The sequence below is a fragment of the Pseudobutyrivibrio sp. UC1225 genome (assembly GCF_900115215.1).
Classification (GTDB): domain Bacteria; phylum Bacillota; class Clostridia; order Lachnospirales; family Lachnospiraceae; genus Pseudobutyrivibrio.
The window spans coordinates 70,083-87,274 of the sequence record NZ_FOVQ01000008.1 but is presented as its reverse complement, the minus strand read 5'-3'; the positions used below and the strand labels follow the sequence as shown (position 1 = coordinate 87,274).

General features: G+C 38.2%; 16 protein-coding genes. 12 read left to right on the top strand and 4 right to left on the bottom strand.

What is annotated here, in order from left to right; genetic code table 11:
• The first annotated feature begins 6 nt into the window (after nucleotides 1-6).
• From BMZ41_RS10860 to BMZ41_RS10820, 9 genes are all read left to right on the top strand, one after another.
• The gene (locus BMZ41_RS10860) at nucleotides 7-579 is read left to right on the top strand and encodes a helix-turn-helix domain-containing protein (RefSeq protein ID WP_015550163.1); all 573 of its coding nucleotides are present in this window, start codon (nucleotides 7-9) and stop codon (nucleotides 577-579) included.
• Nucleotides 569-1,327, top strand: a complete 759-nt coding sequence (locus BMZ41_RS10855; RefSeq protein WP_090168659.1) for a HipA domain-containing protein — start codon at nucleotides 569-571, stop codon at nucleotides 1,325-1,327. Before BMZ41_RS10860 ends, BMZ41_RS10855 begins: the two co-directional genes overlap by 11 nt.
• Nucleotides 1,324-1,572, top strand: coding sequence for a hypothetical protein (locus tag BMZ41_RS10850; RefSeq protein ID WP_090168662.1), 249 nt, complete (start codon nucleotides 1,324-1,326; stop codon nucleotides 1,570-1,572). The genes BMZ41_RS10855 and BMZ41_RS10850 overlap by 4 nt, the downstream gene beginning before the upstream one ends.
• Before the next feature lie 52 nt (nucleotides 1,573-1,624).
• Nucleotides 1,625-3,145 (top strand): MutS-related protein, encoded by a 1,521-nt coding sequence (locus BMZ41_RS10845; protein WP_090529586.1) that lies wholly within the window; start codon nucleotides 1,625-1,627, stop codon nucleotides 3,143-3,145.
• The gene (locus BMZ41_RS10840; protein WP_090168669.1) at nucleotides 3,123-3,815 is read left to right on the top strand and encodes a MerR family transcriptional regulator; all 693 of its coding nucleotides are present in this window, start codon (nucleotides 3,123-3,125) and stop codon (nucleotides 3,813-3,815) included. Before BMZ41_RS10845 ends, BMZ41_RS10840 begins: the two co-directional genes overlap by 23 nt.
• Before the next feature lie 18 nt (nucleotides 3,816-3,833).
• Nucleotides 3,834-4,508: a response regulator transcription factor gene (locus tag BMZ41_RS10835; RefSeq protein ID WP_090168673.1), complete on the top strand. Its 675-nt coding sequence runs from the start codon at nucleotides 3,834-3,836 to the stop codon at nucleotides 4,506-4,508.
• Nucleotides 4,495-5,406 carry a sensor histidine kinase gene (locus tag BMZ41_RS10830; RefSeq protein WP_242942056.1) on the top strand — a complete coding sequence of 304 codons (912 nt, stop codon included), beginning with the start codon at nucleotides 4,495-4,497 and terminating at the stop codon, nucleotides 5,404-5,406. The genes BMZ41_RS10835 and BMZ41_RS10830 overlap by 14 nt, the downstream gene beginning before the upstream one ends.
• A gap of 113 nt (nucleotides 5,407-5,519) precedes the next feature.
• The gene (locus tag BMZ41_RS10825) at nucleotides 5,520-6,287 is read left to right on the top strand and encodes an ABC transporter ATP-binding protein (protein WP_090168674.1); all 768 of its coding nucleotides are present in this window, start codon (nucleotides 5,520-5,522) and stop codon (nucleotides 6,285-6,287) included.
• Nucleotides 6,280-8,331: an FtsX-like permease family protein gene (locus tag BMZ41_RS10820; protein ID WP_242942055.1), complete on the top strand. Its 2,052-nt coding sequence runs from the start codon at nucleotides 6,280-6,282 to the stop codon at nucleotides 8,329-8,331. Before BMZ41_RS10825 ends, BMZ41_RS10820 begins: the two co-directional genes overlap by 8 nt.
• Before the next feature lie 75 nt (nucleotides 8,332-8,406).
• Here the strand turns inward: BMZ41_RS10820 and BMZ41_RS10815 are convergent, their stop codons facing one another.
• Nucleotides 8,407-9,051 (bottom strand): DUF4867 family protein, encoded by a 645-nt coding sequence (locus BMZ41_RS10815; protein ID WP_090529583.1) that lies wholly within the window; start codon nucleotides 9,049-9,051, stop codon nucleotides 8,407-8,409.
• 236 nt (nucleotides 9,052-9,287) lie between these two features.
• Between BMZ41_RS10815 and BMZ41_RS10810 the strand changes: the two genes are divergently transcribed.
• Nucleotides 9,288-9,800 carry a hypothetical protein gene (locus BMZ41_RS10810; RefSeq protein ID WP_090168683.1) on the top strand — a complete coding sequence of 171 codons (513 nt, stop codon included), beginning with the start codon at nucleotides 9,288-9,290 and terminating at the stop codon, nucleotides 9,798-9,800.
• 54 nt (nucleotides 9,801-9,854) lie between these two features.
• Here the strand turns inward: BMZ41_RS10810 and BMZ41_RS10805 are convergent, their stop codons facing one another.
• Entirely contained in the window at nucleotides 9,855-11,099 is a 1,245-nt protein-coding gene (locus tag BMZ41_RS10805) for an ATP-binding protein (RefSeq protein ID WP_090529579.1), read from the bottom strand.
• A complete protein-coding gene (locus BMZ41_RS10800; protein WP_177184211.1) occupies nucleotides 11,096-11,803 on the bottom strand; it encodes a LytR/AlgR family response regulator transcription factor in 708 nt (235 codons plus the stop codon). Before BMZ41_RS10800 ends, BMZ41_RS10805 begins: the two co-directional genes overlap by 4 nt.
• A 183-nt stretch (nucleotides 11,804-11,986) precedes the next feature.
• On the opposite strand from BMZ41_RS10800, the gene BMZ41_RS10795 reads away from it, so the two are divergent.
• Nucleotides 11,987-14,845: a glycoside hydrolase family 3 protein gene (locus BMZ41_RS10795; protein WP_090529573.1), complete on the top strand. Its 2,859-nt coding sequence runs from the start codon at nucleotides 11,987-11,989 to the stop codon at nucleotides 14,843-14,845.
• 21 nt (nucleotides 14,846-14,866) lie between these two features.
• Nucleotides 14,867-16,264 (top strand): prolyl oligopeptidase family serine peptidase, encoded by a 1,398-nt coding sequence (locus BMZ41_RS10790; RefSeq protein ID WP_090529570.1) that lies wholly within the window; start codon nucleotides 14,867-14,869, stop codon nucleotides 16,262-16,264.
• Between the two features lie 4 nt (nucleotides 16,265-16,268).
• Here the strand turns inward: BMZ41_RS10790 and BMZ41_RS10785 are convergent, their stop codons facing one another.
• Nucleotides 16,269-17,150: a helix-turn-helix domain-containing protein gene (locus BMZ41_RS10785; protein ID WP_090168697.1), complete on the bottom strand. Its 882-nt coding sequence runs from the start codon at nucleotides 17,148-17,150 to the stop codon at nucleotides 16,269-16,271.
• Nucleotides 17,151-17,192 lie beyond the last annotated feature (42 nt).

Below are 17,192 nucleotides of genomic sequence, written 5' to 3'. Positions count from 1 at the left end.
AATCCTATGAATAAAGATATATTATTAAATGATAAACTTAATAATTGCCATTTAAATTTACATACATTGAGTGAGCGCTCTGGGGTTGCGTATTCTACTATCTATAATTTGTTTACTGGTAAAAAGAGTATTACAGATGCCAAGACTGAAAGCTTATATAGGATTGCCAGAGTTTTGGGAATAAGCATGGACGAGCTTTTTATTCAGTTTACTCAAAAAGATAATGGGCAGCCTATAAAGGATTTCTTGCTTATGTGGGAAGATGAGGTTATTGCATCGATTCGCGTTGGTGAAACTACTGTAAAGATTCAGCGCTTTGATGTAAATCCAATAAAACAGATTTTTTATAAGGATGAGATTAGCAGGTTTGAATTTGGAGAGATATTAAGACGTCGTTGTTGGGATGAGCACAGGCCAGATATTAAAGAGGTTTTAAAAATGATTGGTCTTGATGAGTTTAACCCCTATAAAATCTGCATGATAACTCATGGAAAAATGGTTCAAGACAAAACTTGGTTTAAATTCGAAGGAGAGACAATCTGCTATGCGGATTTGTTGAGGAAAAAGAATGCTTCCTAAGATAGAAATTGGTCCAGAATATCTTGTTATGGAATCTGGTACAAGTGATGGAACTCAGATTAAATATTTCAAAGATAATAATTGGTATAAAATCGATCGGTATGGTGGAGAAGGTCAGGTTGAGGAACTTGCATCTGACATATTGACGCTAACAAATTTGCCAGATAAAGACTATGTTAAATATAGTCAAATCAAAATTAACGATGAATTTGGATGTATGAGTGAAAATTTTTTGCAGCCTAATGAGAGTTTCATTACTCTGTATAGACTTTATTCCAATATTCAGGGTGGCGATTTAGCAACAGTAACAGCAAGGATGGATTATGATGAGGCTATAGATTATGTCCTTGAGTTTATGGATAAAAACGCCAAAGTTGATTTGAGAGAGTATTTAGCAAATACCTTTGCCATGGATGCGTTAATCCTAAATGAGGACAGGCATTTTAATAATTTGGGGTTAATCTATGATGGGGAAAGATTTAGACCAGCACCCATATTTGATAATGGTAAGAGTCTTTTTGTAGGAAATAAACGGTATTCGCAAGAGAAAGCAATGACAGAGAATAAGAAGAAAGCCTTTGCAAAAGCTTTCAGCGGAAGCTTCGATTTGAATGATAGCTATTTGAGAAAATATCGTTCTTTTGAATTTGATTATGATAGGATAGAGTCCTTTTTAAAGGAAAAAATTTCCGGGGAAGATACTGTTTATGATAGGCTTTATTCACTGATAGGAGTTATTAAATTATGAAGCTTGAGAAATTTAAACTAAATAAAAAAATCTTCAAACAGATAATAATCAAAGCAGCTACAGTCTCAGTTGGTATAAGTTTATTTACTGTGGTAATGGATTTTATCTTAAAGCATGAGTTTTCATTGAATGATACAGTGATTTCTTGTTTACAAATGTTTGTAATATTGATCATACTGTACGTTGTCGCACCTTGGATGAGAAAAGCTTACGGAATTGACACAGAAAATAATGAAAATACTTGACTCTAAACCAGGTTCATACTTTAAAATCCTCCTCAAATAGGAGGATTTTTTTATGTCAGAAAGAAAATATTACGAAGCAGAAAGCAGATTAAAAGATATTAGGAGAATGCATGACAGAATGAATTCTGGCATGGTAGATGAGATTACCTGGAACGATCTTGAAATGGATGAAGTGTTCCTTGAAGTGAATCATACAAAAAGTTTTATTGGTGAACAGCTTTTATATCACAGTCTACATTGTGGACAGAATGAATTTGCAGATGATGTGGCAGTGGAAATCTCTCAGAACAAAAAATTCAAAAAGAGTCTTACTGATAAAATCCATAGAATAGGAAAATGTCACGAGAGCTATTATCTTTATGAAATATTACAGGACAGTGAGCTGATGCTTATTGAACATGGATATGTGATTTATCTTTTGCAGGCAACGCTTTTATTATTTGGATTATTAGCACTTATTACAGGAAGCAGCTATTTTCTTGCAGCTTTAGGTGTAAATGTAGCAGTGAATTTTGCCTTTTATTTTATGGTGAAACAGAAATACGAAATCTATTTAAATACTCTTACATCCTTCAAAGATATTTACACTGTGGCAATCCAGTTAAATAAGAATCAGGAAATTCGTAAATACGTTACTGATAAGGAACGCGAAACTTTAAAAGCTCTTGGAGGTGTAAACAGAATTTTAGTAGGTGTTATTTCAAGACGTCGCGCAAGCATAGCGGGAGATGTAAGTTCTCTTCTGACGGATTATCTATATGGTGTATTGCTTTACGACATAGCAATTTACAACATAGTTATTAAGAAACTGGCTATGAAGAAGGATGAGATATCCACATTAATGGAATTGATTGGCAGGCTCGATATTGCCTTGTCAGTGGCAGAGTACAGAGAAGGATGTAAGTACTGGTGCAAGCCGAAAACATCTGATTACCCTGAAATGAAAAACCTGGCACATCCACTTTTGGACTCACCTGTTGGAAATGATTTTTCGTTGGAAAACAAGGTAATAATTACAGGCCCAAATGCAGCAGGAAAATCTACATTTATGAAGGCAGTAGCAATTAACGCTATTCTTGGACAGGCTATCAGAACCTGTATCGCCACGGAGTTTGCTATGCCAAAAATGAAGATTATGACCTGTATGGCTCTCAGGGATGATGTACAGTCTGGGGAGAGTTATTATTACCGCGAGGCAAATTACATAAAGAGAATCATAGATGAAGTCAAGGATTGTGAGGAACCACTTCTTATTGTTATAGATGAAATATTAAAGGGTACAAACACAAAGGAAAGAATCGCAGCATCAAAAGCTATTTTGGAATTCTTGTCAGATAAGAAGGTATACCTCCTTCTTGCAACTCATGATGTGGAGCTGACAGAAATAGAGGGATATGACAATTATCATTTTGACAGTAAAATCGAGTCTGATGAGATATTTTTCGACTATAAGATACATTTGGGTATTTCTAGTAGCAAAAATGCCATAGCACTGTTAGAATATTTAAAGTATCCTACGGAAATAGTACAGACAGCAAGGAGTTACGTAGATGAAAATAGGAGAAGCGTCTGAAAGACTTGGAATCTCAATAAGCAATATTCGTTTTTACGAAAAGAAGGGGCTTATTGATCCAGTTAGAGATAAAGAAAGTAAATATAGAGATTATACTGAAGCAGATTTAGATGAGGTAAAGCAGATAATTGTTTTAAGAAAGATGGGCATGTCCATCGAGACAATTACTGATATTCAAAATGGAGACATTTCTGTTGAACAGGCTTTGACAAAACAATTGGAAGCACTTGATGAGGAAGAAGCAAAAATTTATGCGTCTAAAAGCCTTTGCCAGAAAGCAATAAGTGATGGAAATAAATCCATGGAGGAGATGGTTAGTCTCTTCGATTATGTAGCTGATGAGGAAAAACAGGGTGTACAGTTTGCGCCTGCAGAAGAGTTCCTCGACAATCTTGCTACTGCATTTAACTATGATTATGTGGTGGCTACTTTGCCATGGGGATATATGATTTATACAAATCCTGTATTAAACAAGGCGGGAAAGACTGCGTGGGTCATGTATCTGATTTTCCTTCCATTATTCTGTGCCTTTGTGGGTCTGATTGCTAAACCAAAGGATTCCACGGGAATAACAAAATATGCTATTTTATTTGTTTGGCTGCTGATAGTTTTCTTCCAGATAGCTAAGGCTGTAAAGTCTGTAAAAATCGTAAAGACGAAACAAGATTAAAATGAGTTGGGTGTAAATATGAAAAATGTATTGATTGTAGAGGATGATGAAATAATTGCTAAGGAGGTTGCAAAGCACTTATCTCTGTGGCAGATGAAATGTACAGTGGTGGAGGATTTTCAGAAGGTTATTGAGACCTTTAATGAGTGCGGGCCTGATCTTGTACTTATGGATCTTCACCTGCCATGCTATAACGGCTTTTACTGGTGCGGCGAGATAAGAAAGATATCTCAGGTGCCAGTAGTATTTTTATCATCTGCTGATGACAATATGAATATTGTTATGGCCATGAATATGGGAGCAGATGATTTTATAGCTAAGCCATTTGATTTGCAGGTGCTGACAGCAAAGCTTCAGGCAATCCTTAGAAGAAGCTATGGGGAGAGCATCAGTGTTCATAAGCTGGAGGTGGGAAATATTTCCCTGAATCTTGATGACACTACAGCCACTATTGATGGAGACAAGCTGGATTTAACAAAGAATGAATATCTAATCCTTAAAGCTCTTATGGAGCGCCCAGGAAAGGTGGTATCCCGAGAGAGTATCATGGAGCGCCTTTGGGGAGCAGATGAATTTGTAGATGACAACACGCTGACTGTTAATGTCACCAGAATCAGAAAGAAGATAGAGGCCGCAGGAGTTCCTGATTTTATTACTACTAAGAGAGGACTTGGATATATTGTTGGAGAATAGTTTTTGGAAGAATAACAAGACTCTTATTATCGCAAATACGATATTAATTATATTATTGTGGATAATAGGTGTTCTCTACAACATAGATGGCGAATTTCTCTTCTATGAGATTGGTTTTGTATTTTTATTAGGAGTAGTTATCTGTGTTCTTAATCATAGGAAAATTATAAGAACCATACAGAATTCATGGCAACCAACAGCCGAAGATACGGATGAGAAGTGGGAAGAACTCAGAGAAAAGGAAGATTTCTTTGCTCTTTGGGCTCATCAAATCAAGACCCCAATAGCAGCTTTGAGACTGCTGCTTCAGAGTGAGGAGATTGATGCAGCAGATTGTCGTCAGGAGCTATTCAGAATTGAATCCTATGTAGAGGTTGCTCTTAATTATCTTCGCTTTGAAGAAATGTCGGGAGATTTGCTCTTGGAAAACTGTCAGCTTGAAAGCATGGTAAAGCAGGTGGTGAAAAAGTATTCCACAATTTTTATTCATCAGCATTTATCTGTAGAGCTGGAAAATCTGGATGGTTCCATTCTCACAGATGAGAAATGGTTCTGCTTTGTACTAGAGCAGATTTTATCCAATGCACTTAAGTATACTAAAAAGGGTGGAGTTAAGATTTTTGCCAGAGAGTTAAGTGATGCCAGAGAGATAGTCATTCGCGACACTGGTATGGGAATCAGAGGGGAAGATTTACCACGTGTATTTGAAAAGGGATATACAGGCTACAATGGAAGAATAGATAAAAAGGCCAGCGGTTTAGGTTTGTATTTGTGCAAGGGAGTATGTGAAAAGCTGGGGCATAAAATTAGCATACAGTCACAAGAAAATAAAGGTACGGATGTAATTATTACAATTTACCAGGATGAACTTAAAAATTCGGACCTTACAAAAATGTAAGATTAGAGTGAGGAAATGTAAGCCAATCAAAAGGTAACACATTTCCTTTTTTGTTATTCTTATACCATCAGATGAGACAAATAACCAATAACGTATTTACGGAGGAGAAAATAATGTCAGTTTTAGAAGCAAATCATGTTAAGAAAGTATACAAAACAAGACTTGGTGGTGAAGGGGTAACAGCACTTAAGGATGTGCATTTCAGTGTTGAACCTGGCGAGTTTGTAGCAATCATGGGAGAGTCAGGAAGCGGTAAGACAACACTTTTAAATATTCTTGCCAGCCTCGATACACCAACAGCAGGAAAGGTATTGATTAATGGTAAAGACTATTCAGATCTTAAAGATGGCGAGCGTGCTATTTTCCGCCGCAATAATCTCGGATTCATTTTCCAGGATTTTAACTTACTTGATAATTTTACTATCGAAGATAATATTAAACTTCCTTTAGTTCTTGCAGGAGAGGATTACAAGACTATGGATGAGAAGGTTCTTCCACTTGCAAAGGAGCTTGGAATTGAGTCACTTCTTAAGAAATATCCATATGAGGTTTCAGGTGGACAGAAGCAGAGAACAGCAGTAGCAAGAGCGCTTATCACTAATCCGCATATCTTACTTGCAGATGAGCCAACAGGAGCACTTGATTCAAAGGCAGCAACAAATCTTATGCATCAGCTTAGAGATATTCACAAGAGTGGACAGACAATCCTTATGGTAACTCACAGTAACGTAGCTGCAAGCTATGCAGATAGGGTAATGTTCATTAGAGATGGTGAGGTTTTCCACCAGATTTACAGAGGAGACCTTAAGAGAAACGAAATGCTTGATAAGATTTGCGATACCGTAACAGTAATCATGAGGGGAGGGGAAGACAATGAATAATCATCTTTTGTCGAAACTCGCCATTAGCGGAATTCAGAATAATAAAAAGACTGTTTTTCCATATATCGGAGTTAGTGCTATTACAGTCATGCTCTTTGAAATTCTTAGAGCCATGATTCATAGTAGATATATTATTAATGACGGTAAGCCCGCATTTTATGGTGCCAATTACATCGTAATCTTCCTTATGATTGGAAGCTTTGCAGTAGCATTCTTTTCATCAATCTTTATGTTCTATGGCAATCAGTTTGTTATGAAGTCTCGTAGAAAAGAGATTGGTTTATACGGAATCTTAGGACTTAGCAAGAAGCATGTTACAGTTGTACTTTTAATTGAATCACTTATAGAAGCAGTTGCCAGCATTGGCATTGGAATTGTAGGCGGTGCATTTTTAAACAAGCTGATGGTGATGTTCTTATATAGACTGACACATCAGCAGCCAGTGAAGGGCCTTGAGTTTCCTGTAACAGCATTCGTAGAGACATTTGTATTTTTCATGGCTGTATTCGCAGCATGCTTGATTTACAATCTTTTCACCATAAGAGTAGGTAAGCCTATTGAATTGCTGAAGAGTGAGAACACAGGCGAAAAGGAGCCAAAGGTAAAGGTAGCTTTACTAGTTATTGGGGCGGTATGTCTGGCACTTGGTTATTATTTAGCTCTTTCCACATCAAGTACATTAGATGCTATGGAAAGACTTATGAAGAGTATTCCACTTGTTATGGTAGCAACTTATGCACTATTTGTTGCTGGAAGCATCTTTGTATTAAAGCTTTTAAAGCAGAATAAGAAATATTATTATCAGACAAAGAATTTTATTAGCATTTCAAATTTGCTATTTCGTATGAAGCACAATGCAGTAGGTCTTGCATCTATCTGTATTCTCTCAACAGGAGTTATCCTTTTGATGGTTTGCTCAGGATCACTTATGGCTCTTGGAGAGCAGAACATTAATGCAATGTTCAAACAGGATGTTATGATCCGCGGGGAGAAGAATGAAGATGTAGCTGAGGAAAAATATTTAGCTGCAATCAAGAATGCAGCAGATGAAAATGGAATTCAGCCAGAAGAAATTAATTATCGTGAATTCATAGTAACTACTTGTGTAGCTGAAGAAAATAAGCTTTTACCTTTAACTTCCTATGATTTTAATCATATGAGCGTTGTATATATTATGACTCTTGAGGATTACAATCATTATGCAGGTACAGATGAAATATTAAATTCACAGGAAATATTAAGATATAGTGATAAATCAAAAGATGAAAGTGGCGATGTAGTTTCCATTTTTGGTAAGGATTATGTGGAAAAAGCAGCAATTGATACTGATGCTATAGATGTCATTTTTGACTCAACAATGACATTGTTTGGTAAGGAGGTAATCATCGTACCAGACGAAACTGTCATGTCCCAATTGATAGATAATAGCGGTTTATTTGCAGATAGCAGTAAGACTCTTTACGTAGGATTTGACAGTAAAAAGATAGATGATGCACAGTTCAATGCATTTAAGCAAAATCTTAATGCTGAATATGGAGATGCTATTTCAGTAAAATATAAGCAGCAGGAGCGCAGCTTTTTCTATGGAATACTTGGAGGAGCATTCTTTGTAGGAATCTTCCTGGCAATCCTGTTCCTTATTGAGACAGTAATGATTATCTATTACAAGCAGATGTCAGAGGGATTTGAGGATCAAAAGAGATTTAAGATTTTAAGTAATGCAGGTTTAACAGAAAAAGAGGTCAAGCAGACAATTAGAAATCAGGTTAGAATCATTTTCTTCCTTCCTGTTGGAACAGCAATCATCCACATGCTTGTGGCAAGCAAGATTTTAAGACTTTTCATGAACATGCTGGTAATGGTTGATACTCTTACATTTTTCTTGGCAACACTTGCGGTGTGCCTGATATTTGTAGCGGTTTACACATTGGTTTATAAGATGACTTCAAAGCAATATTACAATATAGTTTACGGTGCAGAGGCAGAGGTACGTGATAGCAAGATTAATTTCTATAATGCAAATGCTGTAGAGCCAGAGTGCTAAGGATGAGATTCATTGGTAAAGAAAAAGGAAGATTTAGTCGAGGGCTAAATCTTCCTTTTAAAGTTTACAGTGAAATTATTTTAAATCAGCTGCGATATCGATGTTCTCGCCTGTGATACCAACCCAGGCACCATCTTTAGCTTCTGATGACTCAGCGTGAGCGAGTAACCACTTGTTGGTTGCTGTAAGAAGCTTGTCCTCTGTGTTAACACGCTCGAAATCAGGACAGCCTACGTTTGTACCCTTTGGAAGACCAACAAGTACCTGGAAGCCAGAATCCTTGCTAGCCTGGCATGGTGCATAGTGAAGTGCTGTAGCGTATACTTCAATCATTGTACCTGCTGGGCAAAGGAAAGCTTTAACCTTGCTTGAATCAAGCTTGTAGTCAACGATTTCTTCTCTCTTAGCAAGAAGAAGGATGAAATCTGTAGAACCTAAGTTTATTTCGCTTGAACGGTGATACTCAAGGCAGTTGAGCTTTGTGTTGTGACCGTTGCACCATCCAAACTGCATAGGTGAACCACCAAATAAAGAATTTGTAATCTTATCTGCAGCAGCTAAGCTCTGAAGAGCCTTCTCCTCAGCTACATATTCTGTACCCTCTGGAATAGGAGTGCTATTCTTAAGTGCCTCCACAATTTCCTTCTTTTCAGCTTCATATCCCTCAATGATTCTACCGTAGTTGGTAAATTCAGGATCTGTTACCTTTAAAATTTTCATTACATTAACCTCCTCTTTAATCGTAATACGATTTTCAATGATAAAATTATACCTTTCTGGGGACGCCTTCTTCTTCCCAATATTTAACTAAAACAAGTTAAAAAATTGCTTTAAGTAAGTATACACAATAAAATACGCCACAATTTGTACAGTAATGTGTAGGAAATGTGTTAAAATAGTATTAGTCGTAGTAAGACTTGAATGTGGTGATTTTGATTTATCATAAGGAGGAACTTATGAAATCCAGAATACTGATGGTCTTTATAGTAATGGTTTTCATATGCAGTGTGGCCTGTGGAACCCAAAATATTTCTACAGAAGATATTCCTAAGGGTGTCTTTAGCGAAGAAGAAATTCAATCTTCCCAAGGTCTTACAGAAGAGGAAAAGAAGGAAATCTTCGACGAATATCTAAAGAATATGTACACCAAAGAAATTATGAAAATTTATGGCATGCTTGGCTGCAAATTGGATGTGAATTTAGAAGGGGAAAAAGGTGCAGAAAAATCTGTAACAGTAATGTACTTTTATGACCCAGATAAAATAGAAGATGTTGCAACGTTGGAGGATTCTATACAGGAATACATATCTTCTAGTTATCCTGAAGCAGAAAATGTGTATTTGAGAGGTACACCAGTTAGTCATGATAAAGATGGAGAAGAATATGCTGGGTTTGATGACATAATCAAAACACTACCAGCAGAGTTAAATGATAATTGGAATTACATTCCAATAGTTCCTGATAAATAAGGTTTTTAATTCAGTTTCAAATGTGATATAACACTCTGAGCTTAGGAAATCTTCCTAAGCTATCGGCATCAAAATATTTACACGGAAGATGTCATCATCAGCAGAGATGGTGATATTACCGTGATATTTTTCTACAAGATAGCGTACACTCTTTAGGCCGTAGCCGTGGAGGTGCGCTTCTTCTTTTGTTGAAGCTGGCAGTCCGTTGTGGAACTCCAGCTTGCTGTCATAATAATTTTCAATCAAAATATGAACAAAGTCGTTACGGCGTCGCAGGGTTAAGGAAATCATGCGGCGCTCTTTGTTTTCTAAAGACGATACTGCCTCGATGGCATTTGATAAAAGATTTCCAAAGAGGGAATAAATATCAACGGTGTCCATGTGCTCCAAAAGCTGACCATCTGCCATGCAGGTAAACTGGATATCATTGTTTGCACAGTATAAGGATTTTTCTGTAAGGATTGTATCTAAAGCGTGGTTATAGGTGGCAATTTCAGCATCAAAGGTAGAAAGAAATTTTTCAGCCTGCTGCTGGAAGGAGCCTACTTCATCTGCATTTCTTCTAAGGAAATACTTAAGGTCGTGGCAGTACATGTTAAGCATTTCCATGTTCTGCATAGAGTCGTCATAATGCTGTCTGTCGTTTGCAATAATCTGCTCCAGTACAAGAACTTCCTGCTCCATCTTTGTCTTTTCAAAAAGACCAAGTTGAAGTGCCAGAGTAAGAACAGAACAAATGATAGAGTAGATTGAAGTAATGGTTAAAAGTGCATTATCTTCTGCAAAGTTCATTCTGTAGGAATTTAAAAATGTAGTGGTAAACATTGCAATAAGAGAAATGATTGTCAGATAAACATAGTTCTCTTTTAATTCAAAGTCTCTGCCTAACTTTCTTGTAAGTAAAAAGTATTCACTAATAAACACTATCGTAAATACGATAATCATAATTATAGGTGAATAAGATAGCTTTGGAACCACACCACCTACAAGAGTCATTACAGAATATCCTAAATGCTGTATGGTAAGTCCTGCTGCGCCCCAGAAAAGGGCCGATAAAAAGCTAAGCTTGAAGCAGGCAGTAATTCCGATAACTATAAAGAAAAACTGAAGAGCATAGGCTACTGTATCAAGCTCTGGAGGGAAAAATCCCCACAGGAAATTAAGTCCTATGACACATGTCAAAGTGACAAGGAGTCTTGGCCAAAAGTAGCTTCTGCGTTCCTGATAAAACAGAAGTATGCCAGTGGTAGCTAAAAGCTCTATTAAAACTATGAAAGGAGATAGATGAAAAGCTATCATAGTTGTCCTCCTAGGTAATTGGTTAATTCATTGATAAATTCTTTCTTGCGGGGTCTGCTGATAGGAAGCTCATGTGGTCCCACCTTTACATCATTTCCCTGAATACCGGTTACAAATCTAAGATTGACCAAGTAGCTATTGTTGCAGCGTCTGAAATCATATTTGAAAAGGCTATATTCTGCTTCTGCCATGGTGCCTCTTACGTCGTAAACTCCATCCAGAGTGTGGTAGTAGAGCCTGTGGGAAAGCACCTCCACATAGTACAGCTCATCAGTGGAAAAGGTGTGAATCTGTCCCTTTGAAAGAACAGTGATGGTCTTTTTATCCTGCTGATGAATCTGAGCCATAACCTTTGGCATCTTAAGTTTGAAAGCATTTTCCTGGAGTGGCTTTAAGATATAGTCGGTAGCATTTACCTCATAGCCTGCTATGGCATAGTGAGCCAGATTAGTCAGGAAAATCAAAATAACATTGTTATCAATTTCTCTAAGCTTTCTGGCAGTGTTCATTCCATTAATACCATCCAGCTCAATATCCATAAATACGATCTGGTACTGGCTTTTATAAGCAGCAAGGAAATCTTCACCAGCTGTGAAAATATCTATATGAAATTCCTCTTTTGCATCAATGAAATATGCACTGGCGATATCGGTAAATAGCTCAGCGTCAGTATTATCATTTTCTACAAGTGCAATATTCAGCATCACGCCTCCTGAAAAATGGCTGTTACTAGTAATCATTAGTGACTTTCTAAAACCAATTATATCATATGGAAAAATCGATTTTTGACAAAACAGGGATTCTAAATGACAGGATAGGACATTTTATTGAAATGGGATTTTGTGGAGACTACAATGCAAACCATCAAAAGGATGGAGGAGAAAGATATGTTAAGTATCAACATTTCGGATGTAATCAACGTTGTAAAACTGATTACTCCGCACTTGATTGCACTTGCAGTAATTCTTGTGGCAGCAATTGTTATTACAATCGTTGCAGGCAAGAAGGAAAAGACTACACGCTTCATGATGCGTAGACAGTCTTGGATTGCATTTTTACTTGCAGTCGTTGTTATCGCAAACCTAATCTGCTTTGGCCCTATGTCAAACATGATTACACTTGCAACAGGAAATGGAGAGGTTTCTGACAAGACTATCGATGAGGCAAGAGAGCTTTCAGAAAAGATTGCAGGAGAAGGAATTGTTCTTCTTGAGAACAAAGGAATTCTTCCTTTAACAGACACAAAGAAGATTAATGTATTTGGTTGGTCTTCAACAAATCCATATTACGGTGGAACAGGTTCCGGTGGTTTCTCAGCTGATTTCGAGACAACATCACTTCTTGATGGACTTCACGAAGCAGGCTTTGAAACAAACGATGAGCTTTCAGAGTTCTACACAGCATACAGAACAGACAGACCAGAAATTGGACTTTTCGGTCAGGACTGGACACTTCCAGAGCCAGCACTTTCAACATATCCTGCAGATATGCTTGAGAACGCAAAGAACTATTCTGACACAGCAATGATTGTTATTGCTCGTTCAGGTGGTGAGGGGGCAGATCTTCCAAAGGATGCATCTGATTCAAGCTTAACTTACACACAGAACTCAGAGGATTATAAGGATTTCTCAAAGGGACAGCACATCTTACAGCTTAGCAAAACAGAGAGAGACTTATTTGATAAGGTTTGTGCAGATTACAGCAACGTAATCGTTGTTTATACAGGCGCAAACACATTCGAGATGAACTTCGTAGATGAGTATCCAAGCATCAAGGGACTTTTATGGTGCCAGGGCTTAGGCCAGGGTGGTTTCCCAGCACTTGGTGATATCCTTAGCGGTGAGGTAAATCCATCAGGAAAGACATCAGATACATTCGCTAGAAATATTGCAAACGCACCTTGGTTCAACAACTTTGGTGATTACGCATTTGACAATGTTGAAGAGTTTACACTTGATTCAGGTGACCCAATTCTCGGTGTTAGCCAGCCTCACTTCGTAAATTACGTTGAAGGTATTTATGTAGGCTACAGATTTTATGAAACAGCAGCAGTTGAAGGCTTGATTGACTATGACAAAGAGGTTCAGTACCCATTTGGCTACGGTTTATCTTACACAACTTTCAAGCAGGAAATGGGAGATTTAACTGTAAACGACGGTACATTATCAGTTGATGTTACTGTTACAAACACTGGCGATGTTGCTGGCAAGTCAGCTGTTGAATTATACGATACACCACCTTACACAAATGGTGGAATCGAAAAATCTGCTGTAAACCTTGTGGCATTTGATAAAACAGATTTACTTCAGCCAGGTGAGTCTCAGACAATCACTCTTTCTTTCTCAGAGGAGTCACTTGCTTCTTATGATGACAAGAATGAGAAGGCATATGTCCTCGAGGAGGGAGATTACATCATCTCATTAAGAGAGGATGCTCACACAGTTATTGATGAGAAGACATATAAGGTAGGAGCTACAGTAGTATTTAATGATGCTAACAAGCGCTCATCAGATCAGGTGGCAGCAACAAACCACTTTGAGGATTCACAGGGTACAGCTACTTACCTTTCACGTGCAGATCACTTTGCAAACTATGCAGAGGCTACAGCTGCACCAACAAATTATTCAATGTCAGACGAGATGAAGGCAAATTACATTTGCAATCTCAACTACAATCCAGAGGATTACAATGATGCTTCTGACGAGATGCCAATAACAGGCGCTAACAATGGAATGAAGCTGGAAGATTTAAGAGGCGCCGACTATGACGATGAAAGATGGGAAGCACTTTTAGATCAGCTTACAGTACCAGAGATGGTTTCACTTGTAGGTCTTGGTGGCTACCAGACAATGGAGGTGCCTTCAGTAGAAAAGGCTAGAACAACAGATTGCGATGGCCCAGCTTCTATTACAAACAACTTCACTGGAAAGTTTTCAATTGGTATGCCTTCTTCAGTGACACTTGCTTGTACATTTGACAAAAATCTTGGCTACGAGTATGGCCATATCATGGGTAAGATGTGTGATGAAATGGACGCCTCAGGTTGGTATGCACCAGCTATCAACACACATAGAGCAGCCCTAGGGGGACGTGAGTTTGAGTATGTATCTGAGGACGGATTACTTTCAGGAACACTTATTGCTCAGGAAGTAATTGCGGCTAAGGAATTTGGTGTTTACAGTTATGTAAAGCATTTCGCAATGAATGATCAGGAAACAAACAGATGGAACATGGTTTCAATCTGGGCGCCAGAGCAGGCAATCAGAGAAATCTACTTAAAGCCATTTGAAATCGCTATCAAGGATGGCGGCGCACAGGCAGTTATGAGCTCTTACAGCTACATCGGACCACACTGGTCAGGGGCTAATGACAGCCTTCTTAATAAAGTACTACGCGACGAGTGGGGCTTCAGAGGAATGGTTATCACAGATTACTTCCTTGGAGCAAACTTCATGGATGCAGATGCATGTATCAGAAACGGTAACGACCTTATGCTTGTAGCATATGAGATGGGAGATAACACAGTTAACGACCAGACAAGTGCAACAGGAATTAAGGCACTCCGCCAGGCATCAAAGAACATTATGTATACTGTTGTAAACAGCCGTGCATACGAGCCAGAAAACCTTCACATAGGTCTTTACAACTGGCAGATTGCATTTATTGTAATTGATATTATCCTTGCAGCTTTACTTATCTTCTTAGAGTTAGGCACAATGAAGAAATACAAAAAGATGAACAACTAGTTTTTAGGGAGGGTTTTACTAATGAAGAAAAGAAGTATTGTTTTACTAATGGCATCTATTATGGCCATGAGTGCAGTAGGCTGTGGAGCCTCTTCTGCAAAGGCTGATGAGCAGCCAAAGGAGGAGCCAGTTGCACCTGTAACAGAGCTTTCTGGTACACAGACAGCAGTTGTAATGGGTGATGATTGGGGCCCTGCAGTTACAAAGACTATTCTTCACTTAGACAAAGAAGTAGAGTCTGATTCAGTTGCAGCAGACGCTTTTAGTGTTGCGGAGACTAAGGAGCAGTTCAATTTTGCTGCATTAGCAGAGGACTCAGAGGAGGACCCAAGCAAGCACATCGAGGTAACAGCAGACAGACAGGTTACAGATGCTTACACATGCGACGCACAGGGAAATAAGTCAGATGATTCAGAGTATGTAGCACTTGAAATGTACTACAGCCCTAATGATGGAAGCCCATTTTGCTATGATATTTTCACATCACAGAATACAGTATGTGATCCATACACACTTGCTGTTTCTTTAAATGATGGAAAAACTATCTCTACAACAGATGGTTCTGAAATTACAAAGATTACTGTAGATGACAAGATTGATCTTTCACTTGATGCTGCTATTTATCCACAGCTTGAGGGTGCAGATTTGAGCGGAACATACACAGGTGAGACTGGTCACACAATCACATATGGTTCCTTCAAGCCAGCAGAGGATGGCAAGAAGCATCCACTTGTAATTTGGTTACATGGAGCAGGTGAAGGTGGAAACAAAAACGAAGTAGCTGTTTTAGGTAATGAGGTATCGGCTTTATATGGAGAGGAATTCCAGAAGGTAATGGGAGGCGCATATGTCCTCACACCTCAGACAGAGACATTCTGGCTTCAGTACAAGGAAGATGGAGAATGGGGAAGCAACCCAGGAAAAGATTCAATCTATCTTAAGGACGTAAAGGGACTTATCGATCAGTACGTTGCAGAAAACGAAGGTGTTGACCCTAATAGAATTTACATCGGCGGATGCTCAAATGGTGGTTTCATGACAATGGATATGATTCTCAACTATCCAGATTATTTTGCAGCAGCATTCCCTATTTGCGAAGCTTACAAGGATTCTGGTATCACAGATTCACAGCTTAAGGGAATCAAGGATTTACCTGTATGGTTTATCTATGCAGCAAATGATGACACTGTAGTTCCTGATCAGTTTGAGATTCCAACAATCAAGAGATTACAGGCTATTGGAGCAAATGTTCACACATCAGTATTTGATGATGTTCATGATAATTCTGGTCGCTTCAAGGGCGAAGATGGCAAAGCATATCAGTACATGGGTCACTGGTCATGGATTTACTTCTTCAACAATGAATGCGAAGAGGATGGTGTAAATCTTTGGGATTGGTTAGCACAGCAGAGCAGATAATAGGCTAGCTATTAATACGGGTTTTTTCATCACGGTATTTCTTAGGGCTTTTTCCGTACTCCTTGGTAAAGGCCCTGTAGAATACAGAGTAATCAGAAAAGCCATAGGCGGCAGAAACGATAGAAATATCCTGTCCGCTAAGAATTGCGTCTCGGCACATGTCGAGGCGCTTTTTTGTTATGTATTTGTGGAGTGGAAGACCATTGGTGTCGGTGAACACATGGGAAATATGGTATTTACTTACGTGTAGCCTTTCCGCTAAGGTGTCTAGTGACAAATCCTCATCGATATGTGTTTCGATATACTGAATGAGACTCTGGTAGAGAGAATCAGTTTCTGAGGTGGTCACATTAGGATGTTGATTTTCAAAAATCATTCTGTTGATGCTGATAATGAAATCGCTGACGGCAAGCATAATCTTGGCATCTCGTCCAAATCTGTTGGCGTGGATTTCGTCAATCAAAGAAAACACCTTTCCCTGAATGGTGTTGAATTCAATTTCGTTAAATTTGTAAATAGAAAAGTTTCCGCTGGTCTTGGCCTTGTCTGTGAGATAAAGATAGTCCTCTGAGAAATCTCCAAGTGTCTTAAGGAAATCTTCTGTAACCCAGAATACGAATCTACGATATGGTACATCACCATCTATCAACCTTGCAAAATGTGGCAGATTAGGTGGGATAACTACCATAGTTCCAGGTGTTGGAACAAACTGTTTTCCGTCCATGTACATAATGATATTTCCCTCAATAAAGAAGAAAAATTCGAAGTAATCATGTGTATGAGCAGTAACGTTTGGAAGGACTCTGTCGCTGTAATAATAGATTTCAAAGTCCTGAGATAACATATATTGTCTTGTGGTAAATTCTGTTTTTAAATTCTTTTTCATCATTATCCCCCGATAAATTATATTTTACGTATAACATAAAAC